Annotated in this window: 15 protein-coding genes and 1 pseudogene; 9 read left to right on the top strand and 7 right to left on the bottom strand. The window is 69.5% G+C overall.

Annotated elements, in window-relative coordinates; all coding sequences use genetic code 11:
- Positions 1-527 (top strand): annotated as a pseudogene (locus K2Y03_RS08510) (hypothetical protein); the annotation flags it as partial.
- On the opposite strand, the gene K2Y03_RS08515 reads toward K2Y03_RS08510, so the two are convergent.
- The 3 genes from K2Y03_RS08515 to K2Y03_RS08525 form a co-directional block, all read right to left on the bottom strand.
- A complete protein-coding gene (locus K2Y03_RS08515) occupies positions 524-4,645 on the bottom strand; it encodes a translocation/assembly module TamB domain-containing protein (protein ID WP_294090005.1) in 4,122 nt (1,373 codons plus the stop codon). The pseudogene K2Y03_RS08510 and the gene K2Y03_RS08515 sit on opposite strands and share 4 nt — an antisense overlap.
- 17 nt (positions 4,646-4,662) lie before the next feature.
- Positions 4,663-6,495, bottom strand: a complete 1,833-nt coding sequence (locus K2Y03_RS08520; protein WP_294090007.1) for an autotransporter assembly complex family protein — start codon at positions 6,493-6,495, stop codon at positions 4,663-4,665.
- Positions 6,496-6,712: 217 nt separating this feature from the next.
- Entirely contained in the window at positions 6,713-6,943 is a 231-nt protein-coding gene (locus tag K2Y03_RS08525; RefSeq protein ID WP_294090009.1) for a hypothetical protein, read from the bottom strand.
- Between the two features lie 119 nt (positions 6,944-7,062).
- Between K2Y03_RS08525 and K2Y03_RS08530 the strand changes: the two genes are divergently transcribed.
- Positions 7,063-7,239: a hypothetical protein gene (locus K2Y03_RS08530; protein WP_294090010.1), complete on the top strand. Its 177-nt coding sequence runs from the start codon at positions 7,063-7,065 to the stop codon at positions 7,237-7,239.
- Here K2Y03_RS08530 and K2Y03_RS08535 read toward each other — a convergent pair whose 3' ends face one another.
- Positions 7,240-7,851: a S24 family peptidase gene (locus tag K2Y03_RS08535; protein WP_294090012.1), complete on the bottom strand. Its 612-nt coding sequence runs from the start codon at positions 7,849-7,851 to the stop codon at positions 7,240-7,242.
- Between the two features lie 83 nt (positions 7,852-7,934).
- On the opposite strand from K2Y03_RS08535, the gene K2Y03_RS08540 reads away from it, so the two are divergent.
- Together K2Y03_RS08540 and K2Y03_RS08545 are read left to right on the top strand one after the other, a co-directional pair.
- On the top strand, positions 7,935-8,108 hold the full coding sequence (locus K2Y03_RS08540) for a hypothetical protein (protein WP_294090014.1): 174 nt from the start codon (positions 7,935-7,937) through the stop codon (positions 8,106-8,108).
- Entirely contained in the window at positions 8,105-8,410 is a 306-nt protein-coding gene (locus tag K2Y03_RS08545; RefSeq protein ID WP_294090017.1) for a hypothetical protein, read from the top strand. The genes K2Y03_RS08540 and K2Y03_RS08545 overlap by 4 nt, the downstream gene beginning before the upstream one ends.
- 164 nt (positions 8,411-8,574) lie before the next feature.
- Here the strand turns inward: K2Y03_RS08545 and K2Y03_RS08550 are convergent, their stop codons facing one another.
- Both K2Y03_RS08550 and K2Y03_RS08555 read right to left on the bottom strand, forming a co-directional pair.
- Positions 8,575-9,444, bottom strand: coding sequence for a hypothetical protein (locus tag K2Y03_RS08550; RefSeq protein WP_294090020.1), 870 nt, complete (start codon positions 9,442-9,444; stop codon positions 8,575-8,577).
- Positions 9,417-10,655, bottom strand: a complete 1,239-nt coding sequence (locus K2Y03_RS08555; protein WP_294090022.1) for a TIGR04063 family PEP-CTERM/XrtA system glycosyltransferase — start codon at positions 10,653-10,655, stop codon at positions 9,417-9,419. The genes K2Y03_RS08550 and K2Y03_RS08555 overlap by 28 nt, the downstream gene beginning before the upstream one ends.
- An 88-nt stretch (positions 10,656-10,743) precedes the next feature.
- Here K2Y03_RS08555 and K2Y03_RS08560 point away from each other — a divergent pair, with 88 nt between their 5' ends.
- Genes K2Y03_RS08560 through K2Y03_RS08570 form a run of 3 tightly spaced genes read left to right on the top strand, consistent with a single transcriptional unit; the run spans position 10,744 to position 13,437 of the window.
- Positions 10,744-10,893, top strand: coding sequence for a hypothetical protein (locus K2Y03_RS08560; protein WP_294090024.1), 150 nt, complete (start codon positions 10,744-10,746; stop codon positions 10,891-10,893).
- Positions 10,886-12,250, top strand: coding sequence for a putative O-glycosylation ligase, exosortase A system-associated (locus tag K2Y03_RS08565; protein ID WP_294090026.1), 1,365 nt, complete (start codon positions 10,886-10,888; stop codon positions 12,248-12,250). The genes K2Y03_RS08560 and K2Y03_RS08565 overlap by 8 nt, the downstream gene beginning before the upstream one ends.
- Before the next feature lie 32 nt (positions 12,251-12,282).
- Positions 12,283-13,437 carry a mechanosensitive ion channel domain-containing protein gene (locus K2Y03_RS08570; RefSeq protein WP_294090028.1) on the top strand — a complete coding sequence of 385 codons (1,155 nt, stop codon included), beginning with the start codon at positions 12,283-12,285 and terminating at the stop codon, positions 13,435-13,437.
- Between the two features lie 30 nt (positions 13,438-13,467).
- Here K2Y03_RS08570 and K2Y03_RS08575 read toward each other — a convergent pair whose 3' ends face one another.
- Positions 13,468-16,440: an L-glutamate gamma-semialdehyde dehydrogenase gene (locus tag K2Y03_RS08575; RefSeq protein WP_294090029.1), complete on the bottom strand. Its 2,973-nt coding sequence runs from the start codon at positions 16,438-16,440 to the stop codon at positions 13,468-13,470.
- A 98-nt stretch (positions 16,441-16,538) separates the two neighbouring features.
- On the opposite strand from K2Y03_RS08575, the gene K2Y03_RS08580 reads away from it, so the two are divergent.
- Positions 16,539-16,997, top strand: coding sequence for a MaoC family dehydratase (locus K2Y03_RS08580; protein WP_294090030.1), 459 nt, complete (start codon positions 16,539-16,541; stop codon positions 16,995-16,997).
- A 55-nt stretch (positions 16,998-17,052) separates the two neighbouring features.
- Entirely contained in the window at positions 17,053-18,231 is a 1,179-nt protein-coding gene (locus tag K2Y03_RS08585; RefSeq protein ID WP_294090031.1) for an acetyl-CoA C-acyltransferase, read from the top strand.
- Positions 18,232-18,261: the final 30 nt, after the last annotated feature.

Here is an 18,261-nt window from a genome sequence, read left to right on the forward strand (position 1 = left end):
GGTTCGGCGATGCCGATGCGGACAGCATCGCCGCCGCGTTTGAGCGGTTCGGCACCGCCCAGCTGGTGGTGAAGCCGCAGATTTCGGCCGGCAGCGACCGCACGGTGCGGCTGGCGCGCGGCGATCCGCCGGTTTCGCTGCCGGCGGCGATCCTCCAGCCCTATCTGCCGGCGATTGTGGAGGAGGGCGAGCTGTCGCTGCTCTATGTCGATGGCGCCTTCAGCCATGCGGTGCGCAAGCGGGCGCGGGCCGATGATTTCCGCTGCCAGCCGCAATATGGCGGCACGCTGAGCCTCGCCGAGCCGCTGCCGGGCTGGCGCGCGGTGGCCGGGCAGGCGCTCGCCGCGCTCCCCGCGCCGCCGCTTTACGCGCGGGTCGACCTGATCCGGCTGGCCGATGGCAGCGCGGCCGTGATGGAAGTGGAAGCGATCGAGCCCGATCTCTATGCCGATCTCGCGCCCGACGTCGCCGACCGCCTCGCCGCCGCCATCGCCCGCCGCGTACTGAAAAATGGGGACTGTCCCTAATAATCGCGGCTGATGCGGACGTTCGCGCTTTGCCGGCCCAGCGTTGAAATGGTCGACAGGATCGACAGCCAGCGCGTCACCCGGAATTCGATCTGCGTTGCCGAATAGCCCGCGCCATCGGTGATGATTTCCGCATAGAGCCGCCGCGTGATGAACTTGCCCGCCGCCACCGAGGTGTTGCGCCCCTGCTGCTGATCGGGCGAGAGGATGCGCAACCGGTCGAGCCCCACCGCGCGGCGCAGCACATTGATGGGGTTGAGGCCGTTGCCGCCATTTTGCAGCGCGGAGACGGCAGCGGCGAGCTGCAACGCCTCGGGCGCCGACAGGCTGGTGATCGAGGTGCCGAACAACAGGCGCGACAGCAGCTCGTCCTGCGGCAGCGCGGGCGTGCTGGCAAAGCTGATTTCGGGCCGCGTCGCCTGGCCGGTCACACGGATGGTGGCGTTGAGGCCGGTCGCGTCGGCCAGTGCCTGAATGTCGATCGACGGATCGGGCGGCGAATTGCCCAGAAAGCGGATGTTGCCGCGGTTGATCTCGAACTGGCGGCCCGAAAATTCGAAGGTGCCGCGAATGATCTCGGCGCGACCGGTGATCGTCGGCGCCTCGACAATGCCGCCCAGCGTCATGTCCGCCGACCAGGTGGAATTGAGGCCCAGCCCGGTCACCGCCAGCCCGCTTGGCGCGCGCGCGCGAATGTCCAGCCGCCAGGGGTCTTCGGGCGTCTCGTCGGCCTCGTCCCCGCCGGGCAGGTTGATTTCCCTGAGCGCAATCCGGGGCACGGCGGCCGCCTGCACCGCCGCGCCCAGCCGGTAACGGCTGCCGTCCAGCCGGACATCGCCCGAAATCAGCCCGCCATTGCCGTCCGAATGGATGGTGATCGGGCCGGTGATGGTCGCGCCGATATCGTCGCGGTTGATCATCACTGCCTTGTCGGCGTTGAGCTTCAGATCGATGCCAAAGCCCTTCACGGCGGCAAAGTCGAAACTGCCCGATCCGCTCACCCGCCCGCCCTTGCCGGCATCGGCGGCGAAGCTTGCAAAGCTGAGGCGCGAGCCCGAAAACTGCCCGTCGCCGACAATGTTGGTGAGCACCGTGCCGCTGCGCGCGCTTTCGATCCGCGCGCCCTTCGCGCGCACGATGCCGCGGATGCGCGGATCGTTGAGCTTGCCGCCCAGATCGGCAGCGAAAGCGACGGGGCCGGACAGGTCGAACAGCTCGATGCCGGTCAGCCGCCACAGCGTGTCGGCGGGGCCGTCATAGCGCACCTGCGCGAACAGCGGCGCATTGGCCAGCCGCGCGGTGAGCGTGCCGGTGCCGAGCGGAGCGAGCCGCGCCTGCCCGCGCCCCAGCGTGCGCCCGCCGCTCGCCAGCACGACGCGCATCGCCGCGCCGTCGCCGCCCAGCACGCCGGCGACGCCCACATCGATCGGCTGGGAACTGAGCACCAGCCCGGCCCGGCTCATTCCCCGCACGGTCATGTCGATGCGGCCGGTGGGTGCGGCACCGCTCGCCTGCGAAAAGGCCAGGCTGCCCGACGCGCTGCCGGCAAGGCCGATATCGGGGATGATCATGTCGAGAATGGTGAGCGGCATCTGCGCCAGATTGGCCTGCACCTCGGTACGGTTGTCGCTGAACTGGCCGCTGACGCTGCCGGTGCCGCCAGCAAAGCTCAGCCGGCTTTCGGCCAGCCGCCAGCCGCCATCGGCGCGGGTCAACACGGCGGGGCTTTCCAGCCTGATCGGCCGCCGGTCGATCTGCCCGGCGGCGCGCAGCACATAGCGGTCGCGGGTGATGTCGGCATCGGCGTGGATCGCAAAGCTGCGCCCGCGCGCGCCGGTGAAGTCGCCGCTGGCCGTGCCCACGCCATTGCGCAGCGACGCCTTGGCCGAGAAGCGCCCGAGCGACAGGCTGCCGCGTTCGAGCCCGGTGCCGCTCGCGCTGGCCTCGACCGAAGCGCCATCGGGGTCGAGCAGTGCGACCATGTCGAGCCGCCCGCGCTTCAGCGTCGCGCTGTCCATCACGTTCAGGTCGTTGACGTCCAGATGCACCTCCACCCGCTGCACCTGATCGACCGGGCGGAAATCGAGCGTGCCATGCGCCGCGCCCGTCACCGCCAGCCGCCCGTCGAACCCGTCCGTCACCGATAGCAGCCGCCCTTTGGCCTGCATGTCGGCCACGTCGAGCGCATCGAGCGCGATGACCGCGCGCTCGCCCTTGGGCAGCAGCAGGTCACCCCGCGCGGTAAAGCTGCCCAGCGCCGAGCCGCCGCGCGCGGTGGCGGCATAGCCTTCTGCGGTCGGCTCCAGATGCACGGCGACATCGGCCAGCCCCATATCATCGGCCGGGGCGGCGAGCATCACATCGACGCGCGGCCGCTCCAGCTGCCCCTCGATCGCCAGCGTCGCCGCGCCATAGCGCACCTGCCGCGCCTGGCCGGCAAAGCGCACATTGCCGTCGCGCTGGCGGGTGCCGCTGGCCACCAGGCGGATGTCGGGCGCGGTGATGACCAGATTGTCGAGGTGGAGAATACCGTCGACCGACTGGGCGACGTTGCTGCTCAGGCGCGGCAGGCCGCCGGCCAGATGCGCGAAAAATTCATTGTCCAGCCGCAGCAGCCGCGCCTCGGCGGTGCCGGCAATGTCCAGCCCCTTCCTGCCCACCGTCGGCGTCACCCTGAGCCGCGCGCCGCCGTCAAGCTGGCCGAGCCCGTCAATCTCGATGGGGGCGAGCACGAGGTTGAGCAGCGCCTGATAGCGGCCGGTGGCGAAGGGCAGGTCGAAGGAGCCGGTGCCGCGCAGCCGGGCCGCCTGCACGCGCAGATCGGGCGCCGTCAGCCGCCCGCCGCCCAGCCGGAACACCCCCTCGATCGACAGGTTGCGCGTAATCAGCTCGGCCAGCGGATCGACCGCCGTTACCTGGCTGGCGGTAATCTTCACCGGCAGCAACGTGACCGGCCCGATCCGGCCCGATCCGGCCGCGCGCACATCGGCAAACCCCTCGCGCGGGCCGGGGCGGAGCTGATCGGCGGTCAGGCGATAATCGAGCGCGGCACGGTCGAACGGGCCGTCGGCAATCACCCGCAGCACGACATTGCTGCCCTGCCATTCGGGGTCCACCGCCTGCGGCCGCAACAGCCGTGCCACGGTGCGCAGGTCGAGCAGGCGGTTGCGCGCCAGGTCGAGCGCGCCCGCCGTCTCCACCGCCAGCGCCGCCGTGCCAAGCTTCAGCCGCCCGTCGAGCACGCGATTGGCCAGCGTCGCGTGCCCGTCGATCCGCACGGCGGGTGCGAACAGCTGCGCGGCATCCCCCTTCACCAGCTGGGCCGGGCGCACCGTGCCGGCCAGCGCATAATGGCCGGCGTCGTTGGCCAGCCGCAGATCGGCGAGCGGCACCCCGCCAAGCGCGGCACTCGCCGTGCCCCGCCAGCGCGCCCAGCCGCCATCGCCGGCAATTGCCAGCTTGACCGGCCGGTCGACCCCGCCCAGCCGCGCCAGCACGCCGCCCTTCGCGCCATCGGCGTTCAGCTCGATATCGAAGCGGTCACGGTCGGGGGCGGCATCGAGCAGCAGATGGAGCCGGTCGCTGCCGGCGACCAGCGCGTCGAGCGCGACCAGCGCGCGGCCGCGGCGGATTGTCGCCTTGCCTGCCAGCCGCGCCACCCGCGCGGTGCCGGTCACCGGCGCCGCCACGGTCAGCCGGTCGATCCGCAGATCGCCGAGCAGAATGTCGAAATCGGGCAGGATCGGCCCCTTGCGCGCCACCGGGCGCGGCTCGGGCAGCTTGGCGAGCGTCGCGCGCGGAATGGCCAGGCGGCGTATCTCCAGCCGGTTGGCCATCCAGGCCAGCGGCCGCCAGTCCAGCTCGGCGCGGGGTGCCGCGAACACCAGCCCCTTGGGATCGCGCACGCGCACGTCGATCAGCATGGCCCGGCCATAGATCGACCCCGAAATCCGCCCGACCGAGTAACGCATGCCATCGGCGGGGCGCAGCGCGGCAATCTGCTGGGCAATCCAGCGATGGCCGAAACTGGTGTCGAGCAACAGCGCCGCACCCGCTGCAAGCGCGAACAGGCCGAGCAGGCCGCCGGCCAGCCACCGCCCCCAGCGCCAGCGGCGCATGGTTGCCGCGCGCTTGCTCAAAAGGCCTGCCCCAGCGAGACATAGACCGCCACTGGCGGATCCCCCCGTTGCGGGTTGATCGGCGCGCCGACATCGATGCGGATCGGGCCGAAATTGGAATAATAGCGCACACCCAACCCTGCGCCGAAGCGCAGATTGCTGAACACCGGCAGTTCGGCGGTGGAGACGGTGCCGGCATCGAAAAACGGCACCAGCCCGAACGGGCCGAACAGCTTCACCCGCCCTTCCAGCGAAAACTCGGTCAGGCTGCGCCCGCCGATCGGCAGGTTGTTCAGGTCGCGCGGGCCGATTGCCTGAAAGCTGTAGCCGCGCACCGAGGCGCCGCCGCCGGCATAGAAGCGCCGCGACGGCGCAATCGCATCACGCGGCGCACCGATGATCGTGCCTAGCCGCAGCCGCGCGGCCAGCACCACCCGCTCCCCAACCGCGCGATAGGCGCTCGCGTCGATCTGGGTGCGGGCATAGCCGAACACATCGCCCTGCAGCGACAGTTCGGGCGACGCGCGCGCGCCCAGCCGCACGCCCCGCGTCGGGTTGAGCAGGTCGTCGGACCCGTCATAGACCAGGCTGAACGGCATCGCGGCGATGAAGAAGGTGCGCCGCTGCGATAGCCCGGTTCGGAGCGCGGTGTCGCGTTCGTCCGACGCGGCAAGCTCTGCCCCCACCGACCAGGTCCACGCCTTTTGAAAGAAGATGTTGGTCTGCCGCTCAAGCGAGCCGGTCAGCGAAAAGGTCGTCGCCTGAAAGCCGGGCCGGTTGAGATTGGCGGCGGAAAGCTGCGCGGTCAGCACCCGGTCGCGCCCCTCGAAATTGTTGCGGCGGAAGATGACCGACCCCGATTGCTCCTGCTCGCCGCCCACCGCGCGCAGCGTCAGCCCGCCTTCGGGCGGGAACAGGTTGCGGTGGGTCCAGTCGACCTCGGCACGAATGCCTTCGCCGGTGCCATAGCCCAGCTCGCCGCCGATGGTGCGCGGCGGCGCGGGCTTCACGTCAACCGCAATGTCGACCGTCCCGGGCGACTTGCCCTCCACCGGCTTCACCTCAGCCGAGGAAACGATGCCGGTCTGGATCAGCGCGCGGCGCAGATCCTCCAGCAGCTTGGAATCATAGAGCTGGCCGGTGCGGAAGCGCGCGATCTTGGCGACATGGCTGGCCCCGAACAGCTTGTTGGGCGGAATGATGACCTGGCCGAAGCGCCGCTCGCCGCCCGGGTCGACCGGCATGGTCAGCCGCGCGCGGCCGGTGGCATGGTCGATCACCAGCGCCGGCGGGGTGATGGTGGCGAACGGAAAGCCCTGCTGCCCGATTTTCGCACGCAGTGCCGCTTCGGCGGCGGCGATCCGGTCGGCATCCGCCGGGTCGCCGGGGGCTAGGCCGATCCCCTCGCCCAGCCCGCGCGCCTTGGCACCCGCCGCCGCCAGCCCGGGCAGGTCGACCGTGTCGAGCAGATAGCGCTTGCCCGGCTCGACGCTGAGCGTGACGGTGAGGGGGGCGGTGTTTGCCACGCTGCTGTCGATGCGCGCGTCATAATAGCCCGCGCCGCGCAGCAGCGTCTGCAGCAGTACGATATCCTCGCGCGCGCGGCGGTCGATCTGGGCGGCGTTGGACGGCTCCTTCTGATGCGTCTTCAGCGCCGAGAGTTCGTTGAACCGCTGCAGGAACAGCGCGTCGGCGATGGCGTCCACCCCTTCCAGCCTGAACTCGTAGCGGCTCAGCTCGCCCAGCTCGGTGCGGCTCTGGTCGGCCACCTCGGCCGGGGCCGGCCCCAGATCGGGCCAGGGCACGCCCAGCTCGGGCATCGGCGCGAGCGGCGAATTGGGATCGAGCATGGTCGCGTCGCCCCCGGGCGGCGCGGGCTGAGGGGCGGGCTGTTGCTGGGGCGGCGATGGCGGCGGCAGTTGCTGGGCGAACGCGGGCGGCGGCACGAGTGCGATCAGCCCCGCTGCACCCCCGCCCCACCACCTGCCACATGCTCCCATGGCCCTGCTCTAGCGCGGTCGGCGCGCCGGCAACAGACCCGGGCGTGAAACGACCCCAGTGGCAAGCTTAGTGGCGGAGCGTCGCCGGGCGCTCCAGCGTCAGGATCAGCCGCTCCATCTGGCGAAAGCGGCAGAATTTGACGACATTGCCGGCGTCGCGGCTCGCCTCGGCAAGGGCGGCGACATGAGAGCAGGCATCATCGCCATGCGCGGCGATCATCGCAATCGCTTCCTCGGCAAGCGCGCGGTCGGCGACATAGGGGAGCGGGGCGGCGTCTTCCGGCGGGGTCGCAATCATCGTGACCGGGCCTTAGCGCGGGCCCTGCCGCCAGCGGCTTAGCGGGATTGGTAAACCCGCCATTGCCCATCAATAAATTTCCGGTGGCCCGGGCCGCCGCGCGGTGGCAAGGGGCGGCGATGGACAGACCACCGCCACGCCGCACCCCGATTGCCGGGGGTTTCCTGATCGCGCTGTCGAGCCTGGCGGGGGCCTTTGCCGGCGGGCTGAACGGCCAGCCGAGCGCCGGGCTGCTGCTGGGGGTGGCGGGCGGTGTCGCGCTGGCCGTGGCGATCTGGCTGCGCGACCGGCGCTGATCATTTCAGCCGGCGGGTAAGCCGCACCACCCGGCCGACAATCTCTGCCTCGCGCAGGTCGAGCGGCGGATAGGCCGTGTTGTCGCTCAGCAGCTGCGCCGCCCCGCCCGGACGGGCAACGCGCTTCACCACCAGCGCGCCGCCATGCCGGGCGACGAACACGCCCTCGCCCCGGCGGTCATCGGTGTCGATCAGCAATTCATCGCCATCGGCAATCGTCGGCAGCATCGAGTCGCCGCGCGCGGTGACGATCGACAGCGCACCGGCGCGCACCCCCAGCCGGCGCAGCAGCACGGGGTCGAACGCCTCGCCGCCGCTCGCCCGGTCCTCCTCGGCAAGCCCGCCCGGCCCGGCCGAGGCGACGACATCGATGCGCGGCACGCGGACCAGCGCGGCGCCCCCGTCCGGCCCGCCCAGCGCCGCCTCCGCCACGCCCAGATAGGCCGCGAGCAGCCGCCGGTCGCCCTCCGCCAGCATACGCGGGCTGCCGCGCTGCACATATTGCTGAAGATAGGCGGCGTTGCGCCCAATGAGCCGCGACAGCGCCGCCAGGCTTTCGCCCCGCGCCACCGCCAGCGCCGCCAGTGCGGCCCGGGGATCGCTGCTCGTCATACCTCATCCTAGCATAGGAAATTTCCTAGACAAGTTGGAAAAACAAGAACAAATATCGAACAAACGAGTCGGGAGAAGCCAATATGCTGCTGAGAAAGGTCGAAAAATTCCTGCGCCGCACCGGCATGCCGCCGACCAGCTTCGGTCGGGCCGTGGTCAACGATCCCCGGCTGGTGCGCGACCTGCGCCTGGGGCGGGAGCCGCGCGCGGCAACAGTCGCGCGGATCGAGGCGTTCATCGCGAGCCGCGAGCCATGAGCGATATCGGCGCCCGGCTGGCCCGCGCGCTGGCGACGGCGGCGGCGACGGCGGGCTGCCCGGTCGACGTGGTGCGCAGCGGCTGGCAGCGCTGGGCAAGCGCGACCTTCACCGGCGCGCGGCATCAATTGGTGCTGCAGGCACCGCCATCCGACGCGCTCGACGCCTGGCTGGGCACGCTGGGCGAGGCCGAGATCGCGCTGCCCGGCCATCTGGTTGCCGATCTGCACCTCGACCATGTTGCGCGCGGCGCTGAGCGGGTCGAGGCGACGCTGGCGGTTCTGACGGTGGAGACGGTTTGATTCTGGGGCGGTGCCAGCCCGCTCCCCCACCCGGCCGCCCACGAGTGTATCCTGATGGGAGGCCGTCGGGGTCCCCACAAAGTAATACTTTGTGGGGTGCCCCCGGGTGGGGGAGCGGGCTGGTGCCGTAACCGTTTCAGCCCCGCTGAAACTGTCTCAAAATATCAAGGCCGCGCGAGGCGGCGCAGCGTGTCGAGCGTGGCGGCCAGGCCGCCTTCGCCGGGCTTTTCGGCCGGGGCGGGTTCCACACGGCTGGCAACGCCGCGCTCCAGCCGTTCGAGCAGCGCGCTGATCGTCGCTTCGGTGTCGCGCTGCGGCCGGCGCGGCGGCGGCGGCGCATCGGGATCGGGGCGCACGATCGGCGTCAGTTCAAAGGTTTCCATCCGCTCGCGCGGCGCGGCCGGCGCTTCGGGCGCAGGCTGCACCGCCTGATGGAAAGAAGCGGGGTCGAACGCCGCCAGCGGCTGATCGAGATCGGCGGGAAGTTCACGCGCAACCGGGGCCGGCGCGGGCGCCGCAACTGGCGGCACGGCGACAGGCTCGGGCACGTCAAACACGGGTGCGGCGATGACAGGGGCCGTGACCGGCGCATCCTCAACGGACGGCGGCAGCGGCGCATCGACAGCCGGGCGCCCTTCCAGAAACGGCGCGCCAAGATCGCGATTGGCGAACAGCGGCGGGCGCGGCGGCGCATCGGGGTGCGCGTCGGCACGGCGCAGCACGGGCGCTTCGCCCGGCGATTCCTCCGCCTCCGGCCCGATTGCCAGCGTGCGGCCGCCAATCGCTACGAAAAGCGCGAACCACGCCATCCCGCCGACCAGCGCGCCGCCGATCAGCGCCAGCACCAGCCGCGCGGTAAAGCCCAGCGGTGGCTCGGCGGCGGCAATCACGGCGGGAATGCCGCTGGCCAGCACGCCTGCCTCCAGCCGCCATTGCGGCACCAGCAGGAAGCAGGCCGCCGTGACCAGGCCCAGCACCACGCCAATTGCGGGCGCAAGGGAAATGGTCAGACGCGGGCGGCGGAGAGTTTCCATGGCTGCCCCTTATCATGCCCGTCGATTAGCTTTTGGTAAATTGGCGCGTAACGACCGACATTAACTGCCCAATTTCGCTCCCGTTCCACGAAATCGCGGCCCGCTGAACGGCGCCGGTCCCAGTCGTGGCGCGCGTCGAACAGCGCGGCGAGCGCGGCGGCCATCGCGGCGGGATCATCGGGCGCGAACAATGTGCCGGTCACGCCATCCTCGATCAGCTCGCGGTGGCCGCCCACGTCCGATGCGGCGACCAGCCGCCCTTGCGCCATTGCCTCCAGCGGCTTGAGCGGCGTCACCAGATCGGTCAGCCGCATGCGCTTGCGCGGATAGACCAGCACGTCGATCAGCGAATAATAACGCTCGACCGCCTCATGCGGCACCCGGCCGACGAAATGGATCGCGCCAGCCACCGGAGAGGCCGCCGCCTGCGCGCGCAGTGCCGCCTCGCACGGGCCGCCGCCCACCAGCACAGCCCGCGCGCCGGGCCGAGCCGCGACCAGCGCAGGCATCGCCGCGATCAGATCGTCCAGCCCTTCATAATCATAGAAGCTGCCGATGAAGCCGATCACCTCGGCCCCGTTCAGCCCCAGCGTCTGCGCCAGCGCATCGTCACGCGGCACCGGCGCGCCGAACAGGGTCATGTCGACGCCATTGGGCGATAGCATGATGCCGCGCGGATCAACCCCGCGCCGTGCCAGATCGTCGCGCAGGCCATGGCAGATCACCGCCACCGCATCGGCGCGCTTCACCGCCCAGGTCTCCAGCGCGCGGGTCGCGCGATATTTGAGCGAGCCTTCGCGCCCGGTGCCGTTGCCGACAGCGGCATCTTCCCAGAAGGCGCGGATTTCATAGACCAGCGGCACACCCAGCCGCCGCCGCACCACCAGCCCGGCCAGCGCATCGAGCACCGGCGAATGGGCGTGGAGAATATCGGGGCGGAAGTCGCGCGCTACCTGGGCAATGCGATCGGCAAAGGCCGACACCTCGCGCCATTCGCCCAGCGGGCTGGGTGCCGCTGGCGGCGCAGCGGTGCGGTAAAAATCGATACCGTCGACCGTTTCTTCAGCCGCCCCGGCCGGGCCATGGCGCGGCCCGGTAACCGCCGCCACCGTCCACCCGCGCGCCTGCATCGCCTTCAAAATGGCCCGCGTGCGAAAGGTATAGCCGCTGTGCAGCGGCAGGCCGTGGTCGAGAAGATGCAATATCCGCATGGACTTGCCATGCCACGCCACTGCTTAACGCCACGATAACTGGCAGCGCGTTAAGCCGGCCGTCAGCAGCAAGTGGAGCCGGCCCGCCATGATCGACAATTTCGCGCTCGGGCTGACCCATGCGCTGATGCTGATTGCCGGCTTCCTCCTGCTGCGCCGGCCCGATCTGGACCATGAATCGCGCCGCGCCAGCAAGGACGCGCCCAAGGCGAAGCCCAAGGACGAACGCGTTGCGTGACCTTGTCTTCATTGCCTTTCTGGGCGCGCTGTTCGGGTTCGGCCTCAGGCGGCCATTCCTGTTCGTGCTGGCCTATGTCTATATCGACATCGTCTCGCCCCAGCGGCTGACCTATCTGCTGCTCAACTCGGTGCCGATCTCGATGATCGCGGTGGTGCTGTCGGTGGCGGGCTGGCTGCTGTTCGACGACAAGCGCGACGTGCGCCTCGCGCCGCGCCAGGGCCTTCTCCTGCTGCTCCTCATCTATTGCTGGCTGACCACCAAAAGCGCTGATTTCCCGATCGACGCGGAAGGGAAATGGGAATGGGTGTGGAAGGCGCTGGCCTTTGCCATCTTCCTGCCGCTCACGCTGCGCACCAAGCTGCGGATCGAGGCGCTGCTCCTGTTCATGATTCTGTCGGCCGGCTCGATCATCATCGTCGGCGGCCTGAAAACGGTCGCCTCGGGCGGTGGTTATGGCGAGCTCAACCTGATGGTGTCGAACAATAGCGGGCTTTACGAAGGCTCGATCATTTCGACGGTTGCCATCTGCATCATTCCGCTGATCCTGTGGTTCACCAGGCACGGTACCATCTTCAAGCCCGACTGGAAGGTGAAGCTGTTCTGCTATGCGCTGGTGTTTGCGTGCCTGTTGATCCCGGTCGGCACCTCGGCGCGCACTGGCCTGCTCTGTATTGCGCTGCTTGCGCTGCTGATGCTGCGCGACGCGAAACGGCGGCTGCTCTACATCGCGCTGATCGCCGCGGCGCCGGTCGTCGCCTTTCCCTTCCTGCCGCAAAGCTTCCTCGCGCGGATGGACACGATCCGCACCTACAAGGGCGATGCGTCGGCCTCCACCCGGGTGGCCGTGTGGCAATGGACGATCGACTATGCCCGCGTGCACCCCTTTGGCGGCGGGTTCGAGGCGTATCGCGGCAACCATGTCCGCTATGACCGGATCGTCGTGGAAGGCGACCAGAACAACCAGGTGGTGAAGCGCGAGCTGGAGGTGGACAAGGCGCGCGCCTATCACAGCAGCTATTTCGAGATGCTGGGCGAACAGGGCTATCCGGGTCTGGCGCTTTGGTTGCTGATCAGCCTGATCGGCGTGGTGCGGATGGAAATGCTGCGCTGGCGCTATCTGCGCGGCCCGCCCGAAACACTATGGGCCGGCCAGCTGGCGAGCGGGCTGCAGATGGCGCACCTCATCTATCTGCTTGGCGGCGCGTTTGTCGGCATCGCGTTCCAGCCGTTCATCTATATGCTGATCGGCGCGCAGATCGGGCTGGACACCTATCTTGCCCGCAACCGGCAGGAAGCGGCCTGGCAGCCGCTGAAGCGCAAACGGCCAGTGGCGGCCGCCATCAACGCCGCTTGAGCCGGATCGGCAAAGCCCGATAAGGTCGGGCGATGGCTCTGCTTACGCCCCTGCTCACCGCCGCCACGGCGACCGCGCTTGCCCATGACGAGCTGGCGCGGCTGATGCGCGAAATCATCTACTGGCTGCAGGGGCACTGGCTGCGGCTGCTGGTGGCAAGTGCGCTCGCGGTGCTGCTCTATGCCGCGATCCGGCTGACACGGCGGCGCGTCATGCGGCTGTGCGTGCGCAAGGGCGGCGGCGCGCGCGGCTGGTGGCGGGTGGCCGGGCGCACCGCTTCGCGCACCGGCATCTTCTTCTCGGTGATGGTCGCGGTCGAGCTGGTGCGCGTGGTCGCCGATCCGCCCGACGCGGTGAACCAGCTGGTCCACATGCTGTTCATCATCGCCTCCGTCTTCCAGAGCGCTCTGTGGGCGCGCGAGCTGATCGTCGGCGCGGTCGAGACACATGCCGATGATCCGCAGGTGACGACCGAGGCGCTGTCGAGCGCGATGGGCATCGTGCGCGTGCTGGTGACGGTGGCCGTGTTCGCGGTCGCGCTGGTGGTGGTGCTCGACAATCTGGGCGTCAACGTCACCGGGCTGGTGGCCAGCCTTGGCATTGGCGGCATCGCCATCGGCATTGCCGCGCAGAGCATCTTTGCCGATCTGTTCGCAGCGCTTGCCATCATCTTCGACAAGCCGTTCCGGCGCGGCGACTTCATCAGCTATGGCGGGTCAGCGGGCACCGTGGAGGAAATCGGGCTGAAGTCCACGCGGGTGCGCGGCGTGGCGGGGGAGGCGCGAATCATCGCCAACCGCAAGCTGCTCGACCAGGAAATCCAGAACATCTCGTCGCGCGACTATCGCCGGATCAGCTTCGCGCTGGCGATCGCGCAGAGCGCCACGCCCGAGCAGCTGCGCCGCATCCCCGCGCTCTTGAAGGAGGAGGTGGAGCGCGTCGGCCTGCGTTTCGTGCAGGCGGGCTTTACCGGCTTTGGCAGCAGCAGCCATGATTTCCAGATCGACTGCGATTCGCCCGGCGCCGACTGGGCCGCCTTTTTCCAGCGCCGGCACGAAGTGGGCATGGCAATCATCGCGCGGCTGGCGGCAGAAGGGATCGCGCTTGCCTATCCCGCGCAGACCAGCTTCACCGCCGCACCCGATGGCCGGCTGATCATGCCATACCCGGACGACCCGCCGCGCTAGGGCGAACTGCCGCCGCTCCCCGCGCGTGCCTCAGCCGTCCTCGTCCAGGCTTAGCAGCGCGGTGTTGCCGCCGGCGCTGGTGGTGTCGATCGACACGGCGCGTTCGGCGCAGAAGCGGTGGAGATAATGCGGGCCGCCCGCCTTTGGCCCGGTGCCCGACAGCCCCTCGCCGCCAAAGGGCTGCGAGCCGACCACCGCGCCGATCATGGTGCGGTTGATGTAGAGATTGCCCACCGCCGCTGCCTGTTCGGCAATGTCCCAGGCGCGGGCGATGCGGCTGTGCAGCCCCATCGTCAGGCCATAGCCCTTGGCGTTCACCCGCGCGATCGTCTCGTTGAGCTTGCCCGCCGGCCAGGTGGCGACGTGGAGCACGGGGCCGAACCATTCCTCGGTCAGTGCCTCGACACTGTTTAGCCGGATCAGCGTGGGCGGCACGAACAGCCCGGTGGCGGGGGGCGCCAGCGTCTTGATCGTGCTGGCGGCCATCCGCGCGCGATAGGCCATCAGCCGGTCATAGGCGGCCTGATCGATCACCGGCCCCACATCGGTGGCCGGGTCGGCGGGGTCGCCCAGCCGCAGCAGGTCCATCGCGCCCGCCAGCATGTGGAGCACACCCTCGGCAATCTCCTCCTGCAGCAGCAGCAGGCGCAACGCCGAACAGCGCTGGCCGGCGGAGCGGAACGCGCTGGCCACCACATCGGCGACCACCTGTTCGGGAAGCGCGGTCGAATCGACGATCATCGCGTTGATGCCACCCGTCTCCGCGATCAGCGGCACCAGCGGGCGGCTGTCGTCCGCCAGCAGGCTGCGCGCGATCTTGCGGGCCGTCGCGGTGGAGCCGGTAAAGGCGACGCCGGCGATGCGCGGATCGGCGGTGAGGGCGGCGCCCACCTCCGGCCCGCCGGGAACCAGGATCAGCGCGTCGGCCGGCACGCCCGCCTGATGCGCGAGCAGCACCGCGTGCGCGGCAATGCGCGGCGTCTGCGGCGCGGGCTTGGCGACGACGGTGTTGCCGGCAACGAGCGCCGCCACCGTCTGGCCCAGGAAGATGGCGAGCGGGAAGTTCCACGGCGCGATCGTCGCCCACACCCCGCGCCCGGCAAAGCGCAGCACGTTGCGCTCGCCCGTCGGCCCGGGCAGCTCGACCGGCTGCAGCCCGGCGCGCGCCTGCGCGGCATAATAGCGGCAGAAATCAACCGCCTCGCGCACTTCGCCCAGCGCATCAGGGATGGTCTTGAACGCTTCCTGCACGGCAAGCGCCATCAGCCGGTCGCGCTCGGCCTCCAGCAGATCGGCCAGGCGATCAAGGCAGGCGGCGCGCTCCTCCACCGGTCGCGCCGACCAGGCGGGAAAAGCGGCGGCGGCGCGGGTGATGGCGGCGGTGACATCAAGCCCACCCCCAGCCCCTCCCGCATGCGGGAGGGGAGCGCGCACCGCCTCCGCCGTTCGCTTCAGCACCGCCCGGTCGCTCAGGTCGATCCCCGCCGAGTTGCGGCGCTCCGCCCCGAACAGATCGGCCGGCAGTGGGATCGCCGCGTGGCGGGCGCCGGCCACCGCCGCCATCTTCTCGACCGGATCGGCGAGAATCTCGGCCTCGCTCAGCTGCGCGTCCGCCAGCTGGTGGACGAAGCTGGAATTGGCGCCGTTTTCCAGCAGCCGGCGGACCAGATAGGCGAGCAGATCGCGGTGCCCGCCGACGGGGGCATAGATGCGGCAATGATAGCCATGGTCGGCGACCAGCCGCTCATACAGGCCGTCGCCCATGCCGTGCAGCCGCTGAAACTCGAAATCGCGCGCATTGCCGGCCCAGTCGATGATCGTGGCGACCGTCAGCGCATTGTGGCTGGCAAAGGCGGGGCGGATGCTGGGCGCGTCCAGCATGTCGCGCGCGCAGGCCAGATAGCTGGTGTCGGTCGCCGCCTTGCGCGTGAACAGCGGATAATCGGCCAGCCCCTCCACCTGGGTGCGCTTGATCTCGCTGTCCCAATAGGCGCCCTTCACCAGCCGCACATTCATCAGCCGGCCACGCTCCGCCGCCCAGGCAATCACCGGCCGCGCGCGCTTGCCATAGGCCTGCACCGCCATGCCGAAGCCGTCCCAGCCCTTCAGCGCCGGCAGCGCGGCAACCGCGCCGATGATGTCGAGGCTCATCTCCAGCCGCTCGCTCTCCTCGGCGTCCACGGTCAGCGCGATGCCGCGCCCCGCCGCCTGGCCAGCGAGCGTCGCCAGCATTTCGGTGAGGGCGGGCACGCAGCGGTCCCAATGCGCCACTTCATAGCGCGGGTGGAGCGCCGACAGCTTGACCGAGACCGAGTGGCCGGCGGCGGCATTGCTGCCCACCGCGTCGATCGCTTGGGTATAGGCCGCGAAATAGCGTTCGGCATCGGCCTGGGTGCGCGCCGCCTCGCCCAGCATGTCGAAGCTGGCGGTGAAGCCCTTGTGCTCGGGCCGGTCCATGCGGCGCATCGCCTCGTCGATGGTGCGGCCCATCACGAAGATTTCGCCCATCATCTTCATGGCCGCGCCCACCGCCTGGCGGACGAACGGCTCGCCCGCGCGCGCGATCAGCCGGCGCAGCGCCGAGGGCTGATCCCCCTGGCCCACCAGCGCGCGGCCCAGCACCAGCCCCCAGGTCGCCGAATTGACGAGCGCCGAGTTCGACTTGCCGGCATGGGCGTGCCAGTCCGCCTCGCCCAGCTTGTCGGCGATCAGCAGGTCGGCGGTCTGCGGATCGGGCACGCGCAGGAACGCCTCGGCGAGGCTGAGCAACGCCACGCCCTCGCTGGTGTTCAGCCGATATTCCTGCAGGAACTGGTTCACCCAGCCCTTGCCCTGCGCCGCGCGCAGATCGGCGAGCAGGCCGGAGGCATGACCCAGAATGCGCGCCCGCGACTCGGGCGTGGCGCGCGCCCGTTCGATCAGCGGGGCCAGCACTGCCGCCTCGTCTGCCCGATAGAGCCGGGCAAGGGTTTCGCGGGGCGTGGACGCTACGGCATGGGTCATCTTGCTTCTTTCCGGTCTGGGCACCCTTGCGGGCAGTGCGCTTGGGCGCCTATCTCAAGCGCCGCGCAATGCAAATATATGTCGCGGGAGGGGAATGCATGACGACGATCACCATCCAGGAAATGGCCGGGCGCATCGGCCAGGAGCAGGTGTCGGACTGGGTCGAGGTGAGCCAGGAGATGATCGACAAGTTCGCCGACGCCACCGGCGACCACCAGTTCATCCATGTGAACCCGCAAATGGCGGCGATGACGCCGTTTGGCGGCACCATCGCGCATGGTTTCCTCACCCTGTCGCTGATGCCGCTTTTGTCCTCCAAAATCGCCGACGCGCCCAAGATCGAGGGCGTGAAGATGGGCGTGAACTATGGCGGCAACAAAGTCCGCTTCCTGACGCCGGTGCGTTCCGGCAAGCGCGTGCGCGGCCGCTTCAAGCTGATGGAGCTGGTCGAAAAGCGCCCCGGCCAGTGGCAGCAGACCAACGAGTTTACCGTCGAAATCGAGGGCGAGGACAAGCCCGCAATGATTGCCGAATGGATCAGCCAGATCTTCGTTTGATGAACCCATCGCGCCCGTCCCGCTGATGGGGAGGCGCTATCAAGGAGAAGTCCCCATGCGTTCTGCCGTCATCGTCTCCACCGCCCGCACACCCATTGGCCGCGCCTATCGCGGCGGGTTCAACAACACCCCCTCGCCCACGCTTTCCAGCCATGCGGTGAAGGCCGCCGTGGAACGCGCCGGCATCGCGCCCGATGAAGTCGCCGACCTCGTCTGGGGTGCCGCGCTCCAGCAGGGCGTGCAGGGCGGCAATCTGGGCCGCAATGTCGCGCTGCGTTCGGGCCTGCCGGTGTCGGTCGCCGGCATGACGCTGGATCGCCAGTGCGCCAGCGGGCTGATGGCGATCGCCACCGCCGCCAAGCAGATCGTCGTCGACAATATGGACATCACCGTCGGCGGCGGCTGCGAATCGATCTCGATGGTGCAGACGCCCGAAATGCGCATCGGGCCGGACCGCGAGCTGCTCGCCATGCACCCGCATATCTATATGTCGATGCTGCAGACCGCGCAGGTGGTGACCGAGCGTTACGGCATCAGCCGCGAGGCGCAGGATGAATATGGCTTCCAGTCGCAGCAGCGCACCGCCGCCGCGCAGGTCGCCGGCAAGTTCGACGACGAGATCGTGCCCGTCACCGCGACCATGGCGATGGTGAACAAGGAAACCAAGGAAGTCACCCACCACGAAGTGACGGTGACCAAGGACGAGGGCAACCGCCCCGAAACCACGCTGGCGGGCCTGAACGGCCTGCAGCCGGTGCTGGGGCCGGGCACCGCGATTACCGCCGGCAATGCCAGCCAGCTGTCCGACGGCGCGTCAGCAAGCGTGCTGATGGAGGAAAAGCTCGCCGAAAAGCGCGGGCTTACCCCGCTTGGCCGCTATGTCGGCATGGCCGCCGCCGGCACCGAGCCCGACGAAATGGGCATCGGCCCGGTCTATGCCATCCCCAAGCTGCTCGACCGGTTCGGCCTGAAGATGGACGATATCGGCCTGTGGGAGCTGAACGAGGCGTTCGCGGTGCAGGTGCTCTATTGCCGCGACAAGCTGGGTATCCCGAACGACCTGCTCAACGTGAACGGCGGCGCCATCTCGATCGGCCACCCCTATGGCATGTCGGGCGCGCGGATGACCGGCCATGCGCTGATCGAGGGCAAGCGCCGCGGCGCCAAGTACGTTGTCGTCACGATGTGCGTCGGCGGCGGCCAGGGTGCGGCCGGGCTGTTCGAAGTTCTCTAAGTCGGTGGATGGGGAAGGGTGCCGATGGCG

Source organism: Sphingomonas sp. (assembly GCF_019746015.1).
Classification (GTDB): Bacteria; Pseudomonadota; Alphaproteobacteria; order Sphingomonadales; family Sphingomonadaceae; genus Sphingomonas.